Source organism: Aminobacter sp. LjRoot7 (assembly GCF_964252895.1).
In the GTDB taxonomy this organism is placed as follows: domain Bacteria; phylum Pseudomonadota; class Alphaproteobacteria; order Rhizobiales; family Rhizobiaceae; genus Aminobacter; species Aminobacter aminovorans_B.
Map to the genome: position 1 here is coordinate 319448 of NZ_CAXUPX020000006.1, position 15841 is coordinate 335288.

Annotated in this window: 18 protein-coding genes; 12 read left to right on the forward strand and 6 right to left on the reverse strand. The window is 56.3% G+C overall.

The genetic code is table 11. The features are described 5' to 3' along the window. Positions 1–40 precede the first annotated feature (40 nt). From ACSQ3E_RS18910 to terL, 9 genes are all read left to right on the forward strand, one after another. A complete protein-coding gene (locus ACSQ3E_RS18910) occupies positions 41–508 on the forward strand; it encodes an Hsp20 family protein (protein WP_310325979.1) in 468 nt (155 codons plus the stop codon). Positions 509–601: 93 nt separating this feature from the next. After that, positions 602–1111 (forward strand): Hsp20/alpha crystallin family protein, encoded by a 510-nt coding sequence (locus tag ACSQ3E_RS18915; RefSeq protein ID WP_154387469.1) that lies wholly within the window; start codon positions 602–604, stop codon positions 1109–1111. A 144-nt stretch (positions 1112–1255) separates the two neighbouring features. Further along, positions 1256–1618: an NADH dehydrogenase ubiquinone Fe-S protein 4 gene (locus tag ACSQ3E_RS18920; protein WP_436123899.1), complete on the forward strand. Its 363-nt coding sequence runs from the start codon at positions 1256–1258 to the stop codon at positions 1616–1618. Between the two features lie 2 nt (positions 1619–1620). Then, positions 1621–1920 carry a DUF982 domain-containing protein gene (locus tag ACSQ3E_RS18925; protein ID WP_310325973.1) on the forward strand — a complete coding sequence of 100 codons (300 nt, stop codon included), beginning with the start codon at positions 1621–1623 and terminating at the stop codon, positions 1918–1920. Between the two features lie 149 nt (positions 1921–2069). Then, positions 2070–2513: a response regulator gene (locus tag ACSQ3E_RS18930; RefSeq protein ID WP_310325970.1), complete on the forward strand. Its 444-nt coding sequence runs from the start codon at positions 2070–2072 to the stop codon at positions 2511–2513. 366 nt (positions 2514–2879) lie between these two features. Beyond that, on the forward strand, positions 2880–3323 hold the full coding sequence (locus ACSQ3E_RS18935; RefSeq protein WP_310325969.1) for a GGDEF domain-containing protein: 444 nt from the start codon (positions 2880–2882) through the stop codon (positions 3321–3323). Positions 3324–3496: 173 nt separating this feature from the next. Next, entirely contained in the window at positions 3497–5026 is a 1530-nt protein-coding gene (locus ACSQ3E_RS18940; RefSeq protein WP_436123878.1) for a site-specific DNA-methyltransferase, read from the forward strand. After that, positions 5023–5604 carry a DUF5681 domain-containing protein gene (locus tag ACSQ3E_RS18945; RefSeq protein ID WP_395449412.1) on the forward strand — a complete coding sequence of 194 codons (582 nt, stop codon included), beginning with the start codon at positions 5023–5025 and terminating at the stop codon, positions 5602–5604. Before ACSQ3E_RS18940 ends, ACSQ3E_RS18945 begins: the two co-directional genes overlap by 4 nt. Positions 5605–5608: 4 nt before the next feature. Next, a complete protein-coding gene (gene terL, locus ACSQ3E_RS18950) occupies positions 5609–7105 on the forward strand; it encodes a phage terminase large subunit (RefSeq protein WP_395449413.1) in 1497 nt (498 codons plus the stop codon). Between the two features lie 32 nt (positions 7106–7137). On the opposite strand, the gene ACSQ3E_RS18955 is transcribed toward terL, so the two are convergent. Then, a complete protein-coding gene (locus ACSQ3E_RS18955) occupies positions 7138–7494 on the reverse strand; it encodes a helix-turn-helix domain-containing protein (RefSeq protein WP_395449414.1) in 357 nt (118 codons plus the stop codon). Between the two features lie 147 nt (positions 7495–7641). Between ACSQ3E_RS18955 and ACSQ3E_RS18960 the strand changes: the two genes are divergently transcribed. From ACSQ3E_RS18960 to ACSQ3E_RS18970, 3 genes are all read left to right on the forward strand, one after another. Then, positions 7642–8652, forward strand: a complete 1011-nt coding sequence (locus ACSQ3E_RS18960) for a hypothetical protein (protein WP_395449415.1) — start codon at positions 7642–7644, stop codon at positions 8650–8652. 298 nt (positions 8653–8950) lie between these two features. Beyond that, complete coding sequence (locus tag ACSQ3E_RS18965) at positions 8951–9700, forward strand: thermonuclease family protein (RefSeq protein ID WP_395449416.1); 750 nt, start codon at positions 8951–8953, stop codon at positions 9698–9700. A 212-nt stretch (positions 9701–9912) separates the two neighbouring features. Then, the gene (locus ACSQ3E_RS18970) at positions 9913–10578 is read left to right on the forward strand and encodes a thermonuclease family protein (protein ID WP_436123879.1); all 666 of its coding nucleotides are present in this window, start codon (positions 9913–9915) and stop codon (positions 10576–10578) included. A 10-nt stretch (positions 10579–10588) separates the two neighbouring features. Here the strand turns inward: ACSQ3E_RS18970 and ACSQ3E_RS18975 are convergent, their stop codons facing one another. The 5 genes from ACSQ3E_RS18975 to ACSQ3E_RS18995 form a co-directional block, all read right to left on the reverse strand. Then, a complete protein-coding gene (locus ACSQ3E_RS18975) occupies positions 10589–11695 on the reverse strand; it encodes a hypothetical protein (protein ID WP_395449418.1) in 1107 nt (368 codons plus the stop codon). Further along, the gene (locus tag ACSQ3E_RS18980; RefSeq protein WP_395449419.1) at positions 11692–12960 is read right to left on the reverse strand and encodes a hypothetical protein; all 1269 of its coding nucleotides are present in this window, start codon (positions 12958–12960) and stop codon (positions 11692–11694) included. Before ACSQ3E_RS18980 ends, ACSQ3E_RS18975 begins: the two co-directional genes overlap by 4 nt. Then, complete coding sequence (locus tag ACSQ3E_RS18985) at positions 12957–13766, reverse strand: hypothetical protein (protein WP_395449420.1); 810 nt, start codon at positions 13764–13766, stop codon at positions 12957–12959. The genes ACSQ3E_RS18980 and ACSQ3E_RS18985 overlap by 4 nt, the downstream gene beginning before the upstream one ends. Beyond that, on the reverse strand, positions 13759–15129 hold the full coding sequence (locus ACSQ3E_RS18990) for a hypothetical protein (protein WP_436123880.1): 1371 nt from the start codon (positions 15127–15129) through the stop codon (positions 13759–13761). The genes ACSQ3E_RS18985 and ACSQ3E_RS18990 overlap by 8 nt, the downstream gene beginning before the upstream one ends. Positions 15130–15441: 312 nt before the next feature. Beyond that, positions 15442–15840 (reverse strand): hypothetical protein, encoded by a 399-nt coding sequence (locus ACSQ3E_RS18995; protein WP_395449422.1) that lies wholly within the window; start codon positions 15838–15840, stop codon positions 15442–15444. Position 15841: the final 1 nt, after the last annotated feature.

Consider the following 15841-nt stretch of genomic DNA (forward strand, 5'->3'; position numbering starts at 1 on the left):
CGCTTCCTCGTACCTATGTTGCTCCAAGGAGGATGTAGCTATGAGAACAAATATGGACTTCTCCCCCTTCTACAGGTCGAGCATCGGCTTTGACCGGGTTTTCGATCTGCTCGAGAAATCCAGTTCACCGCAGGCCGACAACTGGCCGCCCTATGACATCGTCAAGCTCGGTGAAGACACCTATCGCATCGCGCTTGCTGTAGCCGGGTTCGCAGAAGACGAGCTTTCGATCACCCATGAGCCGAACCTGCTCGTCATCAACGGCTCGAAGACAGAAAATGGCGAGGTTTTGTATCTCCACCATGGACTGGCGATGAGGACCTTTGACCGTCGTTTCGAACTCGCCGACCATGTCAGTGTCATGGGTGCCAAGCTCGAGAACGGCCTGCTAATCATCGACCTCAAGAAGGAAATTCCTGAGGAGATGAAGCCGCGACGGATCGCGATTAACGCCGACGCTGACAAGAAGTCTGCGTCGAAGCGGATCGAAGGCAACGTAGCGGCATGATCTTACCTGAACCGGCCAGCGCGACACCCCATCTGGGGTGGGGTGTCGTCGTGACCTGACGAGAAAGGACAAGAAAGACGAAAGGAAACGACAATGAGTGTGCGTGACCTGATTCCATGGAACCGTGGCAATAACCAGGCTCCGACGATCTATCGCAGCGAAGACATGGATCCGTTCATGTCGCTGCATCGCAACGTCAACCGGCTGTTCGACGAGGTGTTCCGGGGATTTGACACACCGTCGGTGTTTGGCCGCATGACGCCTCGGAACGGCGCCTGGCCAAGCGTCGAATTCTCGGAGAACGACAAGGAAATCCGGGTGGTCGCGGAAATGCCCGGACTTGACGAGAACGACGTCGAGGTTCTGCTTGACGACGGTGTTCTCACACTTCGCGGCGAGAAGAAATCGGAAACCGAAGACAAGGATCGTCAGTTCAGCGAACGCTATTACGGGCGTTTCGAGCGGCGCCTTGCTCTTGGCCGCGAGGTTGATGAGGACAGGGTGGAGGCGGCATTCAAGAACGGCGTCCTCACAGTGACCCTGCCCAAGACGGAAAAGGCGCAGGCGAACGCCAAGCGCATCGCGATCAATACCACCAAGTGATGGCTGACTGGCCGGTCGGGCCCAAGGTCCCGGCCGGCATCTTCAGGCGAGGAGGAGTCGATGACGGCGCCGCTGACACCAAACGTCGAGACGGACCGCATCCTGTTGAATTGCGGGCGGACGGCGAACGTCAAGCTTCCAATGATGTTTCCCGCCAAGCGGCCACCACTGAGCGGGCAAAGTTCGGCGCGGATTTTCCGGCCTGGCCGCTGTGTCATGACCTCTGCCCGCGGCAGGGCTCAACCGTGGCGGCTGGTGTTTGAACGGCGGACGCCGCCCTTCATTGACGCTTTGATGGGCTACACCGGAGGGGATGATACGCTGACCCAGGTCACGCTTGATTTTCCGACCCAGGAAGCGGCCATAGCGTTCGCTGAAAGGCAAAACCTAGCCTATGCCGTGCTGAATTCCCCGCCAGAACGGCCTCGACCAAACGTCCGATCGCTTCTCCGGGAGCCACGGAAAAGCAGACCGAGGCACCGGACACAACCACAAGTTAGGAGGTAAGAATGGCAAAACTCCCTTTCTTGGCTCCGGTGCAGGTTGAAACAAACGGCGCTGTCCACGAGATCGACTCGGTGCAGGAGGCGATGATGTTCCTGAAGCACTGGCCGACAGGTCGTCGGGGGCCGGTGTTCACCTGCGCCGAGAGAAGCTGCAACGCGGCGATCGCCGGACAAATGTCCGTTGAACAGGCACGACAGGCCTTTGTCAGCTTCGCCAGAATTGCCGGCGTTCTGATCAGCACCGAGCCATCGGCGCCATTGCCGAAGGTCGCTCTAAAGCAGTCGCGCCAAAACGCACCCTGAGTAGAGGTTGCCTACCTTTGCGTCCGTAGCGCCCCCTTCTACGTGGCAAGGGAACCTTTCCCGCTAAGCATGGTTTTTGTTGCTGCGACAAAGGCGGCAGGCAGCGCACCGCGGAACGCCTACATTTTCTTTGCGCGACAGGCGTTTCAGTGGTTCGATCTGGTCAGCCAACGCTAAAGGTACTCATCGTTGAGGACGAAGTATTCCTCGCGCTGGACTTGGAATTTCAATTGCTCGAACTAGGACTGGACGTGGTCGGCATGGCGGATCATGCGAAGCGAGCGCTGGAGCTAGCTCGAATGCATGCTCCGGATCTGGCCCTTGTCGACCTCAACCTGAAAGACGGGCTCACGGGGCCGCATATTGCTCAGCGGCTAGCAAACGATCATCACGTCTTGGTGGTGTTTGTCACCGGGAGCCCCGACCAGATCCCGCTAGATTATGCCGGTGCTATCGGAGCAGTCACGAAGCCTTGTGAACCTATTTCGCTTGGCCAGGTGATCGATTTCGCCAGTGCCTACATTCACCGAGGTGCGGACTGCGCATTGCCAACTCCGCCGCCTCAGATGAGGCTGGCACCATCGCTTCGTTAAGGGCGAGCAGAAAAATTGCTCACACTCGGGAGCGACAGCGCCCCAACCGGACGCACAGCGCAATTTGGGGTTGTTTCGATGGGGCGATTACCCTCCCAAGCCCAAACGAGGAAGGTCGCCGTCTGCAACTATCGGCCAACCGCAGGGTTCTTAGGATGCGCGACGAACCCCCTTCGGATCTGTCTACCGCTCGCTTGCGGGTCGATACCATGGGCTTCTTGTCTGCCGGTTGGCTGGCCGATACTCCCGGTCGGCTGAGCCCTCGGAACGAGGAATATGTTTCCAAGGACTAGTCGTGCCGGCTACCTTCCCTGGATCATGCAGCCCCCCATTTGCTAACGCGCTTATCAGTGCCAGTTCTAATTCATGACCAGCACGCCAAGGACTATGTTCCCTTCGTGGTTTCCGTCGACCGTCTACCATGACGACACCCAAGGTGTGCCGATACGTTTATATCAGACCCTCATTTTCGCATACAACGATGCTTGCCCTTGTGAAGTTCCCATCTCGCATTCGCCCGGGCTTCCCAACCGGGCTCTGTTCCTCGACCGACTGAACCAGGCCCTGGCGCGGCGTAATCGCGGTCGCGGGGAGGAATTCGCCGTCCTTTTCATCGACCTGGACCGTTTCAAGGTGGTCAATGACAGCCTGGGGCACCTTGCTGGTGATCGCCTGATCATAGAGGTGGCGGCTCGCACGTGTATCTGTTTTCTTAATATTCGTCATACTAGTGATAATTATATCAGATTATTTTTTATCCTGTGCTTTCACCCCCTCACCAATTTCTTGTCACGGCGCGGGCCGTTGTGAATCATGCGAAAAAATACTTGTCTCCATACTTGTTCTCTGAGGCCCGAATCGGCAACATTTAGCTGTCCCGCCGAGGGATGGCCCAACCTGTAGTGCGGACGGGCAGGCCTTTCGAAAAGTTCAATCTTGCTAATCTCGCCGGATCTCTCCGGCGGAACGAGGAGGTCGTTGCCATGTTAAACGCACAAGGAACACGTCGCTTTGACGATGCTCAGGCCAGATCCAACCATCCCGAGGTCGAGATGGTTGCGATCGACCGGTTGATCGAGCCCAAGCGAGCTTTGCGCAAGATAACTGAGCGCCATGTTGAAGCCGTTGTCCGGTCCATCGAACAATTCGGTTTCATTGGCGCCATCGTCGTTGACGCCGGCCTTACGGTTATCACTGGCCTGGCCCGGCTCGAAGCGGCGCGGCGGCTCGGATACTCGGAACTGCCAGTTATCCGGATTGACCACCTGACCCAGGCTCAAATCAGGGCATATCGCATCGCTGACAACAAACTCGCCGAAGGCGTTGCCTGGGACGAGAGTGCGCTTCGTTTGGAGTTCGAAGACATCCTGGTGCTCGACACCAGCTTCGAGCTTGAGCTGACCGGGTTTTCAACCGGCGAACTCGATGTTGTGCTTGATGCCGGGGATGGCAGCGATCCGGCCGATCAGATGGATGTTGCTCCCGCTGATGTCGCGGTGTCTCGGCTCGGCGATGTCTGGCAGGTCGGACAGCACCGCCTGATCTGTGGAGACGCAAAGCTACAGGCAACCTATGCCACTTTGTTGCGCGGGGAGAGGGCACGGCTTATTGCTATCGACCCGCCCTACAATGTCGGGATCGCCAGCATCATGGGGCTCGGAGAGACCCGGTACCGGGAGTTTGCTGAGGCCTCAGGCGAGATGTCTCCTGAGCAGTTCGAGCAGTTCCTCACATCGAGCTTGTCGGCAATGGCTGGGCACCTCGTGCCTGGCGGCCTGATCTATTCCTTCATGGACTGGAAGCACATCGAGATCTTGCTCGCGGCAGGACGCGGGCTTGATTACGAGTTGCTCAACCTCGCTGTATGGAACAAGATGAAGGGCGGTATGGGAAGTCTGTACCGCTCCGCCCATGAACTCTGCGCCGTGTTCAAAAAACCTGGCGCTTCCCACCTCAACAACGTCGAGCTCGGTCGTCATGGCCGCAATCGAACAAATGTCTGGGATGTACCTGGGTTCAACAGCTTTGGCCGAGAACGCAACAAACGCCTTGCCGATCATCCCACCGTCAAGCCGGTCGAGCTGATCGCCGACATCATCAAGGATGCCTCGCAACGTGGCGACATCGTCATCGACGGTTTTTGTGGCTCCGGCACAATGCTGATCGCCGCAGAAAAAACCGGCCGTGTTGCGCGCTGTGTCGAACTCGATCCGCTTTATGTCGATGTCGCTCTACGGCGCTTTGAAGAGCGCTTCGGCATCGAGGCGCTTCACGCTGAGACAGGCCTTGGCTTCCATGCGATGAGCGAGATGCGTCGCGCCGAAAGTTCTGGCCAGACAGACGGCACCGACACCTTAGATACTTGCCCTCTCTACGACGATTCTTCGGTCATATCGGCCTCTGTACAGCAAGCTGGCTTGGCGGGGTCCAAAGCTCCCGTACCGCGGCGCCGGCGTGTTCCGACCTGGCTCATTGAGCCGGACGTTGTTGCCAGCAAGGGAGGTCGGGTATGAGCGGGCCCTCGCGAAGCGCCCCCGCGGGCAATCCTGTCCAATCATCTCATGATGCAGCAGCGCCGCGGCGACGTCGGCCGCCGCCGCCGCAGGCTGCAGCTCCCAGTCCTTATTGTAAGGCTCTGCCGAGCACGCCGCCTGCACCATCGCAATCCGTAAGCAGCAGTAACAGCACCAGCGAGCCTTATGATGTCGGCTATGGCAAACCGCCAAAGGCGGCGCAGTTCAAACCGGGAAAAAGCGGCAACCCGAAAGGTCGGCCGAAAGAAAGCCTGTCGCTCAAGACTATCCTTCAGCGAGAGCTACAGCAGTTGATTGAGATCCGTGACGGCGATGGAACCCGCAAGATCACCAAGCGAGAGGCCCTGATCAAGTCGTTGATGGTGAAAGCCATCAAAGGCGACCTCAATACCATAAAGGCACTGATCGTGATCGCGGGCGAGGATGCCGAGCCTGCAGATAATCCCGTTCATGAGCAGGCTCTTTCACCCGCTGACCAAGCCCAGCTCCGGCATCTTCTCGGTGACACTGCACTGGATATGTCGATCGGTCCTCAAAGCAGAAAGCGGAAGGACTAGCTCGATGAGTGGGGCTCAGCCGACTCTCATCGCCCTAGACAACCCGTCGCAGTTTCTCGCAGAGCTGCGACGGAGGTCGCTCAGCGCCTTTGTTGGAAGTGTCTTCGGCGAACTCAACGGCGATGGCTATCAGCCCAATTGGCACATCGACGCGATCGCATGGCATCTCGAGGAAGTTGAACGTGGTACCCTTAAGCGTCTTATCATTACCCTTCCACCACGACACCTTAAGTCGTTCGCTGCATCGATTGCCTTCCCCGCTTGGGTCTTGGGCCGAGATCCGGCGCGCAAGGTGATATCGATCTCGTACTCGCAGGACCTGACGAAGAACCTTTCGAATGAGTTCAGGCGTGTTCTGGATCTCCCACTCTACGCCAGTCTTTTTCCAAAGACCCGGCTGAGCAAGACCAAGAACACCGAGATCGAGCAAAAGACCACGTCAGGTGGGTTTCGTTATGCCACATCAGTCGATGGAACACTCACCGGGAGAGGCGGTGACATCATCATCATCGACGACCCGATCAAGGCTGGCTCGGTGATGTCAGACGCCGAACGAACGGCGGTCAACACTTGGTATCACAATTCCGTGGTGTCGCGCCTCGATAGCAAGAAGGACGGCGCGATCGTCATCGTCATGCAACGCCTCCACGAAAACGATCTGGTGGGTCACCTGACAGAGCGTGACGACCATGGCTGGACCATCCTGAATATCCCCGCGATTGCCACAGTCGATACCATCTACCGTACCGGCAATGGCCTCAACAACCGTACTTATCACCGCCGGGCCGGCGAACTGATCCAGCAAGACCGAGAAGGCCAGGACCATCTCGATGCCTTAAGACAAGACATCGGTACGCATCAGTTCTCGGCACAATATCAGCAAGAGCCGATCCCGCTGGCCGGCAATCTGATCCGACGTAACTGGCTCAAGAGCTATCGGACGCCGCCTGAACGCCAAGAGTTCGATCTGGTCGTCCAAAGCTGGGACACCGCTTCGAACGCTGAGGAGCAAAACGACTTCTCCGTTTGTACAACCTGGGGTGTCAAAGGTAAGCAACTTTACCTGCTCGACCTGTGTCGCAAGAAGCTTGAGTATCCCGATCTCCGCAAGGAGGCCCTAAGACTAGCGCGAGAGTTTCGGCCCGGCATCATTCTGATCGAGCGGGCTGGAACAGGGTTTGCGCTCCTCAAGGATCTACCCCTAGTCTATCGGGACGCGTACCTCCCCAAGAGCACCCCCCGCAGCGACAAGGTCAGCCGTGTCGCCGGTGTGTCCTCTCTCATTGAGCAAGGCAGGGTGCTCATCCCGGAAGCTGCCTTGTGGCGCGATGAATTCCTGAAAGAGGTGTTGGCCTTCCCAGGTTCGCGACACGACGATCAGGTTGATAGTATGGAGCAATTCCTGCGTTACATGCAGGCCCTCGGCAATCGTATGCCGAAATTCGATCCGGTGATGGGTAAGCGGGTTCGCGAAAGGCGCGACGTCATCAATCGGCGCTGATAACCGTCATACGGGTCGGGCTCCGATCCCATTCATGGGCGAACTGTAGATGCTGCCGCTGATTTGCGAGCCAACGCTTCAAGTGTCGCAACGGCCACCTCGAGCTCTGACTGCCCGAGCTTCGCCAGCAGCTCTCGAGCAACGACCACCAGATCCTGGCCGTTGACAGGGCCGGTTGTGCCCAGGTCGTTGAACAGTTCCGTCGTCGACACGTTAAGCACCGCAGCCATTCTCTCTAGCGTGGCTACTGACGGCCAATTCAGTCCCCGTTCAATCATCGAGACAGCATCGACACTGCGGTCGAGTTCGGCCGCGAAGTCGTTTTGCGTCAGCCCACGCAGCTCGCGCAGCGTCTTGATCCGTCGTCCGAGTGCCAGTTTGAGCTCCATGAGCCGTATCATGAATGCGGGCATTCGGAGTTAGAACCGAGCTAACCTGCGGAATTGACTTGTAAATCGTATCGATAGTACGCCAATGTCCACTCCAATGATGCCTACGATCCGGCCAGACGCCCGGACGCCATTGGAGAACGAATCATGGGTGCTTCCAACGACCTGACGGCCTTACTCGTCATCGTCTGGCTCTTCGGACTGATATTTGTCTTGGCGAGCCTGTTCAGGCCAGTGCCGCCGTTTCGATCGCGAACCCAGGCATTCCTCCTGGGACTGCCTGGCATCCTGATCGCGCCGTTTGTCATTGCAATCGCCTTGGGCTGGGCGCCTGCCCCTCGGGACCAAGGCGGCTCTATAATTGCACCAGAACCTCAATCAGCAAGTCGGCCGCCGGAAGATGCCGGGCCTTCGCCATTGGCAACCACCGATGTCGTTGCCACAACAACCACAACTACGCCTCCTACCCCATCCGCCCCTGAAATTGTCGGCCTGACCCACATCAACAAGGCGTTGGGCAAACGGGTGAGCTATCGCAAGCCGAGAACCAAGGTCCTGGTCAAACAGGATGTCCCGGCGGGTGCCTGGTCGCTCCAGGAGCCCTCGACCAAAGTGATCTGCTTCGCCGACGGCAACAACGCGGTCTTCTTCACCATCGGCGAGCGCTTCATTGCCGCCAATGGCAAGGCCCGGCAGTTTGTTCGCCACAAGGCTGGCGACGGCATCGTGTTGGCAAATGACAAGGTGGCACCGATCGAAGAACTCGAACGCGGGACACATATCAAGCTCGTCGATGCGGTGATCGATGCCGGGCTTGCCCTTTGCGCACAGAAATCGGTCGACGAGGTAACCAAGGCGGTTCGCAACGGACCAGATAAACCCTCCCATCCTCTTGCCACATCGCCAGAGGAAGAAGCTCTGTTCAATGCTGCCCTCACAATTAAGGGTGGCGAGCGGTGCAGATACGAACTAAGTGCGCCGCGGCTGGTCGACTATCTTGAGGAACACGGTATCGACCACACGAGGTTCACTACAGAGATTGAGCCCTATCTCGCCACCGCTGCCGGCTTTCTCGAGGGAAGCGGCAAAAGCTATTGCAAGGACAAGCTCCTTCCGAAATTTGGCCCGGAGGGCCTCGGGTTCTTATCCGAGAGATAGTCGATGGCAGACGGTTGTTGTGCCCACGCTCTTTGATCACGGCCAGTGGCCACGTCGCTAACTAGCCACCCGTTGAACGGAAAACTGCACGCTCTCAGGTCGGGAAATAGGCAGGATCGCTAAAATACGGCGATCCGCCTCCACCAGATTGCAAAGACCAAAGGGTAGTCTTCCCTGGAACCAGGCATTGGGTATGAAACGATCGCAGGAGCCTTTGTCGCCTCGAACGCCCCTTCGATTGGTATCCGCCTCGAAGCGACCGCGGTGGAGCCTGCCCCGTGCCCGATCAACAGCTACAGTGAGTCTGCTGTTGCTGGCGTCGGCCGCGACAGGCTATTTCGGATTTGATCAGGGGGCGCCTGCTCATCTCAAGATCCCTACACAGCCGCTTGTCGGCCGAGCATCGATTGTCGATGGTGACACCATCGAAATCCGTGGTGAACGCGTCCGTATCAACGGTATTGACGCACCGGAATCAGCCCAAATCTGTAAGGATGCAAAGGGCGCGAACTATCGTTGTGGCTCAGTCGCAGCCGCAGCCCTTGCAAAGTATCTCGAACGATCCTCCCCGTCCCGTTGCGAATTCGTCGACCGTGATCGTTATGGCCGCTTTGTCGGCAATTGCCGCCGCGCTGATGGCAACGACATCGCTGAATGGCTAGCCCGCAACGGCCACGCGCTTGACTGGCCGCGGTATAGCAATGGGGCCTACGCATCTCATCAGAGCGCCGCAAAGAGAGAGCGCATTGGCGTCTGGTCGGGCTCATTCCAACCACCATGGGATTGGCGCGCCCAACAACGAGGCGAGACTGCTGAACCCGCGATTGTCCATGTACCAGAGGAGCCGGCCACGACGCCGCCGAGCTATGGCTTGGTGTCGTCGTCCTGTCGGATCAAGGGGAACATCGCAGCCGACGGCGATCGCATCTATCACATGCCAGACCAGAAATTTTACGCGAAGACAAAGGTCACTGCAGCAAAAGGCGAGCGCTGGTTCTGTTCAGAAGCGGAAGCGCAGCAAGCTGGCTGGCGGTCCGCCCGCCAGTGACTTGAGCCAGTCCGGTGCCGGTTATAGTGTCCTGGGCTGCTAGGGGGAAGGCGTGCGATTTCTTTATTAGATCTACCCTTACGGCAGGTTTGATCCGCATTTGAGTGTTAAGTTCTGCTTCGAATTATTGACTTTTACGACAAAATCTATCTCCACTCGGGTGAGTTGCAAAATTACAAAAGCTTATTTTAAGATGGAATGTTGCTGGAAAGATGATGCGTAAATTCTTTGAGACGGCCGTACTTATTGTTTCTTCTTCTCTTCCCGCAATTGCTGGCGATTTCGCTGGACCCGCAAAAATTATCGACGGCGACACGATTAAAGTTGGCCTGATCAGTATCAGGCTTCATGGCATCGACGCGCCTGAGGTTGGCCAGCGATGCAAGATGTCAAACGGCAAGAACTGGGATTGTGACGATGCCGCCATGGATAGGCTTGGTGACCTGATAGCCAATGGCGTTGTCTGCAAAGGCAAAAAGTACGACGGCTATGACAGGCTCCTAGCAGTCTGTTTCACCCCCAGTGGGACCGACATCAATAAGACCCTGGTCGCAGAGGGATATGCTTGGGCTTTCCGAAAATACTCGATAGACTACGTTTCAGATGAGGTTTCAGCCCGTGGGCAGCGACTAGGTGTCTGGCAAGCTGAGACCCAGGCTCCTTGGGACTACCGCGACATGAAGTGGCAGGTGGCAGCACAAGAAGCTCCAAAGGGCTGCCCCATCAAAGGCAACATTTCTTCCAACGGGAACATCTACCACGCGCCTTGGAGCCCTTGGTACAAAAGGACGAAGGTTAGTGTAGACAAAGGCGAACGCTGGTTTTGCAGCGAGAGAGAAGCTCTGGATGCAGGCTGGAGAGCTCCCGCTTGGCGATGAGCGGGGATCGTTATGGCTGCGACGGTTCTGGTATGTTTCGCTTCCGTACCCTGATCTCGATTCTTCGGCGATCCTGAACATCGCCTGTTTGGGCTCCGTCAGTCAGTCTGTCCCCAGGTAGGATCAGTTGTGCGCCAGACATCGGCAGGATCGTAAGACCTTGAAGCTCAGGGACGCTACCCAGCACTCCGGCGACGGCCATAGCTCGCGCAAGACCAAGCCCGGCATTGTCGCCTGGCCGCATCTTTCCGACCGATGTGGTGCCATCGAGAATACCTTTCATCTCGGCATCCAAGTTTGACCTGACCCCATTGATCTTCTGTTCATCGGTATGGCCGATGACTTCGATCACATCGACTTCGTACTTTGTCGCAATTTCTGCGATGCGTTGTGATGTGTCTTCAGCTAGCAACTTCCTGAAACCAGGACTGAGCAAAGCGCTGCCGCTCTTGAAGAAATAGTCCTTGGTTTCACTGAGGTTGATAATCGGCGGCCATTCGTGCGGTTTCGAGTCCCCGTCAGTAGCTTTGAAGGCCTCAGCCTGCCTAACGACGTCGGCGAGCTGCTCCTCCGCAGGAACTTCCGTGGAAACAACAACTGTCTCGCGGAGAACTTTGATCGCTGGAGCCAACTTTTCGATCTCTTGGACCGTCAAGTTTTGCTCTTGGAGCTTTTCGATCACGGCAGATGCTTCGACCACCTCGGCAGGCGTAATATCCTCATTTCTGAGTTCGATGATAACTGGGGCCTGCTTGTTGACCTCGTCAAGAGTGAGACCAGTTGCCTTGAGCTGGTCAATATCCCGTTTGGCGATCTCCAACTCACGCCAGCTTTCGTCGATCTCTTTGGGAGTCGCACTGCTTAGGTGCTTGAGTTTCTCGGACAATTGGATGGTTAGCGCCTTCTCCTCGGCCAAAGCGATTTCCAGTGCCTGTTTATCGGAGGCAGTTAGCAGGGCTTTGTCGGCTTCCTTGCGCTCTTTGATGATGATGGCACCAGCCGCGAGCAGGAGGCAGAACACGAGGAGGAGCATAGACTCGGCCATCGTCAGGCCGAGGATGAGGCCTCGGCCATAGCCACGCTGTTCGCTCGAGACAGAAGTGCCCTGGATGCTCATCCTAATGGCCACCACTTCTTGCCATTGCCTTCAATGTTGGGGGCTTGCCCATCGGATGGACGTGGGGACCATGGCTCTACAATTGGTGTCGGCTCGTTCGCCATGACGGGTGGTGGCGGTGGTGTGGGTGCGGTGGGTGTCAAAGGTACGACTGGCACCGATTGGCGCGTTCCGTTTACAGTTGTGCCAATCGTACTTGGCTCTTCTACGCCCTGGGCCTTCATGGCATCGTCCAGCGCCCTGCTCAAAGCGGAAACCATATCGTTGTTTTGCTGCTCCAGTTTGCGCGCCATGCTGTCAGTGTTCTGCTGAACCTTCGCAGAAGCTATGACCGCCCTTTCCATAAGCAAAATCGACTTGCTCATCGTATCTGTTGCCTTTTCGAGGCCAGACATAACCGCATCGAAACGAGCGTTTTGCGCGGTCATTGAGGCCTCATTCTTAGCGATGTAGGCATGCATCGACGTGCCGAGCTCCTTCACCATCGGTGCGAACTCGTTCCTGATAACGGCTTCAGGAAGCATGACGTCATCAATTTTCTTGGCTGCGTTTTCTATGTTCTCAACGATCCCGTTGAGCTTCGAAACGATTTGCTCGAAAGCTGTATCGGCCGCACTGCCGAACTTCGCCGAAGCCTCTTTCATGGGCCGGATGGCCTCTTCCGCCATCTTTTCCACCGTTTCTGTGACTTGCGTGTTGGTCTGCTCCATGTGCTGGAGCATGTCGTCGAAGCCTTCGGTGATCATCTGCGTGTTGACTCGACGGAAATCGACGAACTCCCGCGAGGTGTTTTCCAGCTCCGCTCTCACGCGCCTCGTCATTGACGCGAGGTCGTGACGTGTCGCACGTTCGATGTCGAGGACGTCTCGGCGTGTCTGGTTGTAAAGAATGCGAAGGGAGATGCCGACAATTGTTGATGTGATGGCGATGCCGAAGTTTCTGACAACATCGTCCATCGAACCGTCTGAGGTGAACTGATAGAGCGACACCCCAAGGCTCGAGAGGGTGAACAGAAACCCCATGTAGTAGAGATTGTCACCGGTTTGCTCGTCATGGAGGCGTACGCGCCCCGAGTACCATGATAGCCCAAGGTAGCCGAGCATCAGAATGATCGGGAACATCATTGAGATGAACGGGTTAAGCCCTGAAAGCTTCGACACTGCAATGAAAACGCACCCGATGAGAGTGAACCCGCCGAAAACGATGAGTGGCAAGTTCTGAATGATCGTGGGGGCGGAACGCCTTGCTAGCGTGTCGATTTTCAATTCATGCCCTCCAGTTTCAACGGCTTTTGCCAACTGCCGTCATTGCCCTCGACCCAGTTAGCCCAAAACGTCACGTGTTCGGCACTATTGAACGATTTCGCTTTTCGGTTCACGTACCAAAGCGTAACTTCCACCCCGTCGAGGGAGGTCGCATATTCAGTGTAGGCTGGGCTGGACTTGTAATTGGCGTAGTCGATACCTGACTTATATTGGGAATAGAGTGACGTGTGTTCGATCATGTCAGATGCGACGATTAGCTTTTTGGGTATATTCGTAAACTTGTCCAAGACGGTCAGTTTGATAATTTGTATTCCGGCCATGATAGGCGACTGATCGCCTGACTGCCCTTTCCCGATCTCGCTTTCCACTTTCCCCAGTGGTTCGTTGAACGCATCTTCCCACTGCTTTTGGCGGCGTGCTGGATTCTGCGTCCAGATATCAACCGAGGATCCGTCCCCTGGATTACAGCCATCAAACATTTTGACGAGTTCGCCTGGCTTTGCCGTCAAACCGTATATTTCGAGCAAGCCACCGATGGGGATCGCCTCAGCGACAGCGTTGAATTGGGTCTTAAGGTCAATCAGCGTCGTTTTGGTGATTGGATCGGTCGTATCGAATAGGACCGAAGTCACTGCGATTGGGCCTGTTGTCGGGCATAGTGATGCTTGGTCCAGCTTCGTTGCGTTCGAAGCTTTGACATAGAGGTAAATGAGTCCGCCACCGAGGCCCGCGGAAAGAGCTAGCATGGCCGCCCCGCCAAGGATCATCCCTGATCTGCCGTTTTTCCGTCTGCGTTTCCTAGCCATTTGCGGCCTCCGGATGAAGCTTATCGAGTTCCCGGAACTCATCTATGCCGCCTTCACAGACCGCAGCAATGTTCTTGATCTGGTCGGTTAACTCAGCCTGGGCCTTGGTGATTGAAGCTGAGATCTCTTTGTCAGAGAGCTCTGTATCAGAAGCGCGTGTGGGCTTAACTCGCTCGAGCTTGTAGGTATTGTCAAAGTACTTTGGAGCGTCATTTGTGCGAGCCTTGATATTGGCGTCCCTATACTTCCTCAGAAGCATGTTCGCCGTCCGCTCGAGTTGGTCCTGATATTGAGCAAAGAGCGAAAGCATCTTTGAGCGGTGCGCAATGATCGCATTGTGCTCTCTGCGTCGGCCGCTCAGGCTTTTGATGATGGCATCGACCTTCTCGTTGTGCTCATCACGAACGTCGATGAGATTGTCGATCAGGTACTCCTGGCGGCTCACATACTTCTCGCGGGCGGCAATCAGGCGTTTGTGGACGCCGGCGTACCCAAGATAGGGGTCTCGCAGGTACCAGCCGTCGATAAACGTGATGATCGAAAAGATGAGGCCCGTTCCAAAAAGCAGCCAGGACTTGATGTCGGCGAGTCCAAACGGATCATTTCGCATCCTGGCGATTGCCTGCACCCCTGCTTCATCGAAGAAGGTTCCTGAGATTTCGCGATAGTGCGCGAGCAACAGATTCAGGCTAACGGCAAAACTCACGTAGACGAGGATGGAAGCTAGGCCAATGAGCTTCAGGAACCATGACCTATGAGCCGTTAGGCTGACGCAGAATAGAGCCAGGATCAGCGTGAAGCCGATATTGAGGAACGAAAACGAAATCGCCTCGACGATGCCGCCGACAACGCCCATCTCGCTTCCCTTAGCAAGGAAGAAGCCGTTCGCGATAACCTCAAGCAGAAATACGAGGATGAGGACGGAGATCTTGAAGAACATGACCGATCCCTCAGACACCCGAGGGGCACGTGTAATTCGATGCGTCTTTTGGAAATGGTCAAAGTCCTTTTCGGCAGCATCTAGCCCGCGCCGGAGCCCATGGAGCTCGTTGCGCCCCTTTACGATCTCCGCCTTGAAGTCCGAGACGCCTTCGGCGCTTGTCTTTTGGATATCCGAAAACTGACCTTGGAAGTCGAGACTGGCTAGTCGCTCTGTAAAGAGATGCAACTGGTCTTCAAGGTTATGATGTGCAGTATTCTTTGCATCCTGTACCTTTCCGACGATGGAGAGTTCGATGTCGTCCAAAGATTTAGCGCTTTTCGATGGTTGATTTTGCGCGCCACGAGCTTCACCTTCTTCTGCCAGCTTCATGTCTCGTGCGACCCGCTCAACGTCGAGACTGGGAAAGATCTCGGTATTCACCACGTAGTCGTGGTTGCTCTCCCGAAATTTTTCAAGAAGGCCGTTAAGTCCACTAAAAGCTCTCGCCAAAACCTGCCCCCTGCAGTGCACCCAATGGGTTCTATTAGCATGTCATCTTGCACTGGCAACGGGCTAGACGGCATAGGAACATACGGCCAGCCGTACAATGCATTAGGCTCGACGGCGCGTTCAGGGGCTGACCTGAGACCCCAAAGAGGCTTCCCTTCTGCTTCTCACGATGAGTAATTGGATCCGGATAGGCGTACGAATTCAAGACGCGTACTTGGGCACACAGCGATACGCAGCGCCCAATCAGCACTTGTTGACCGGCAGGGTTGCTGCCTCCAACTGAACAGCCCTCACAGCTTCCAGTGCTACTAACGCAGCGGCGACCTTGGCGCGCGCCTCTTCGATATCGGCCATGACCAGGCAGTCGTTCCGCTGGATTGCCGCCAGGAAGGCAGCGAGCACGGCGGGGCAGTTTGCCGCCAAGCCTAGAAAGTGATCTCCACTCGGCGCCCGCTCGCCGGAAAGCCAGTTTTTCACGGTCCGCTCGTTCGCGCCGGTCCAAAGAGCCACCGTCTTGATTTTGGATGACTGCCCCTTGAGGGAGCTCCGTAGGGCTGTCGAAACCAACCTGGCAAAAGACGGCTTGCTCGGCTTCGCGCGTGGCCGATTGGGTAACATGTTGCCCGACTTTGGAAAGGACATT

What these genes read in the sequence shown, in the direction of transcription:
- ACSQ3E_RS18910 (WP_310325979.1), top strand. Translation starts at nt 41, where the DNA reads ATGAGAACAAATATGGACTTCTCCCCCTTCTACAGGTCGAGCATCGGC.
- ACSQ3E_RS18915 (WP_154387469.1), top strand. Translation starts at nt 602, where the DNA reads ATGAGTGTGCGTGACCTGATTCCATGGAACCGTGGCAATAACCAGGCT.
- ACSQ3E_RS18920 (WP_436123899.1), top strand. Translation starts at nt 1,256, where the DNA reads ATGTTTCCCGCCAAGCGGCCACCACTGAGCGGGCAAAGTTCGGCGCGG.
- ACSQ3E_RS18925 (WP_310325973.1), top strand. Translation starts at nt 1,621, where the DNA reads ATGGCAAAACTCCCTTTCTTGGCTCCGGTGCAGGTTGAAACAAACGGC.
- ACSQ3E_RS18935 (WP_310325969.1), top strand. Translation starts at nt 2,880, where the DNA reads ATGACCAGCACGCCAAGGACTATGTTCCCTTCGTGGTTTCCGTCGACC.
- ACSQ3E_RS18940 (WP_436123878.1), top strand. Translation starts at nt 3,497, where the DNA reads ATGTTAAACGCACAAGGAACACGTCGCTTTGACGATGCTCAGGCCAGA.
- ACSQ3E_RS18945 (WP_395449412.1), top strand. Translation starts at nt 5,023, where the DNA reads ATGAGCGGGCCCTCGCGAAGCGCCCCCGCGGGCAATCCTGTCCAATCA.
- terL (WP_395449413.1), top strand. Translation starts at nt 5,609, where the DNA reads ATGAGTGGGGCTCAGCCGACTCTCATCGCCCTAGACAACCCGTCGCAG.
- ACSQ3E_RS18955 (WP_395449414.1), bottom strand. Translation starts at nt 7,494, where the DNA reads ATGGAGCTCAAACTGGCACTCGGACGACGGATCAAGACGCTGCGCGAG.
- ACSQ3E_RS18960 (WP_395449415.1), top strand. Translation starts at nt 7,642, where the DNA reads ATGGGTGCTTCCAACGACCTGACGGCCTTACTCGTCATCGTCTGGCTC.
- ACSQ3E_RS18970 (WP_436123879.1), top strand. Translation starts at nt 9,913, where the DNA reads ATGATGCGTAAATTCTTTGAGACGGCCGTACTTATTGTTTCTTCTTCT.
- ACSQ3E_RS18975 (WP_395449418.1), bottom strand. Translation starts at nt 11,695, where the DNA reads ATGAGCATCCAGGGCACTTCTGTCTCGAGCGAACAGCGTGGCTATGGC.
- ACSQ3E_RS18985 (WP_395449420.1), bottom strand. Translation starts at nt 13,766, where the DNA reads ATGGCTAGGAAACGCAGACGGAAAAACGGCAGATCAGGGATGATCCTT.
- ACSQ3E_RS18995 (WP_395449422.1), bottom strand. Translation starts at nt 15,840, where the DNA reads ATGTCCTTTCCAAAGTCGGGCAACATGTTACCCAATCGGCCACGCGCG.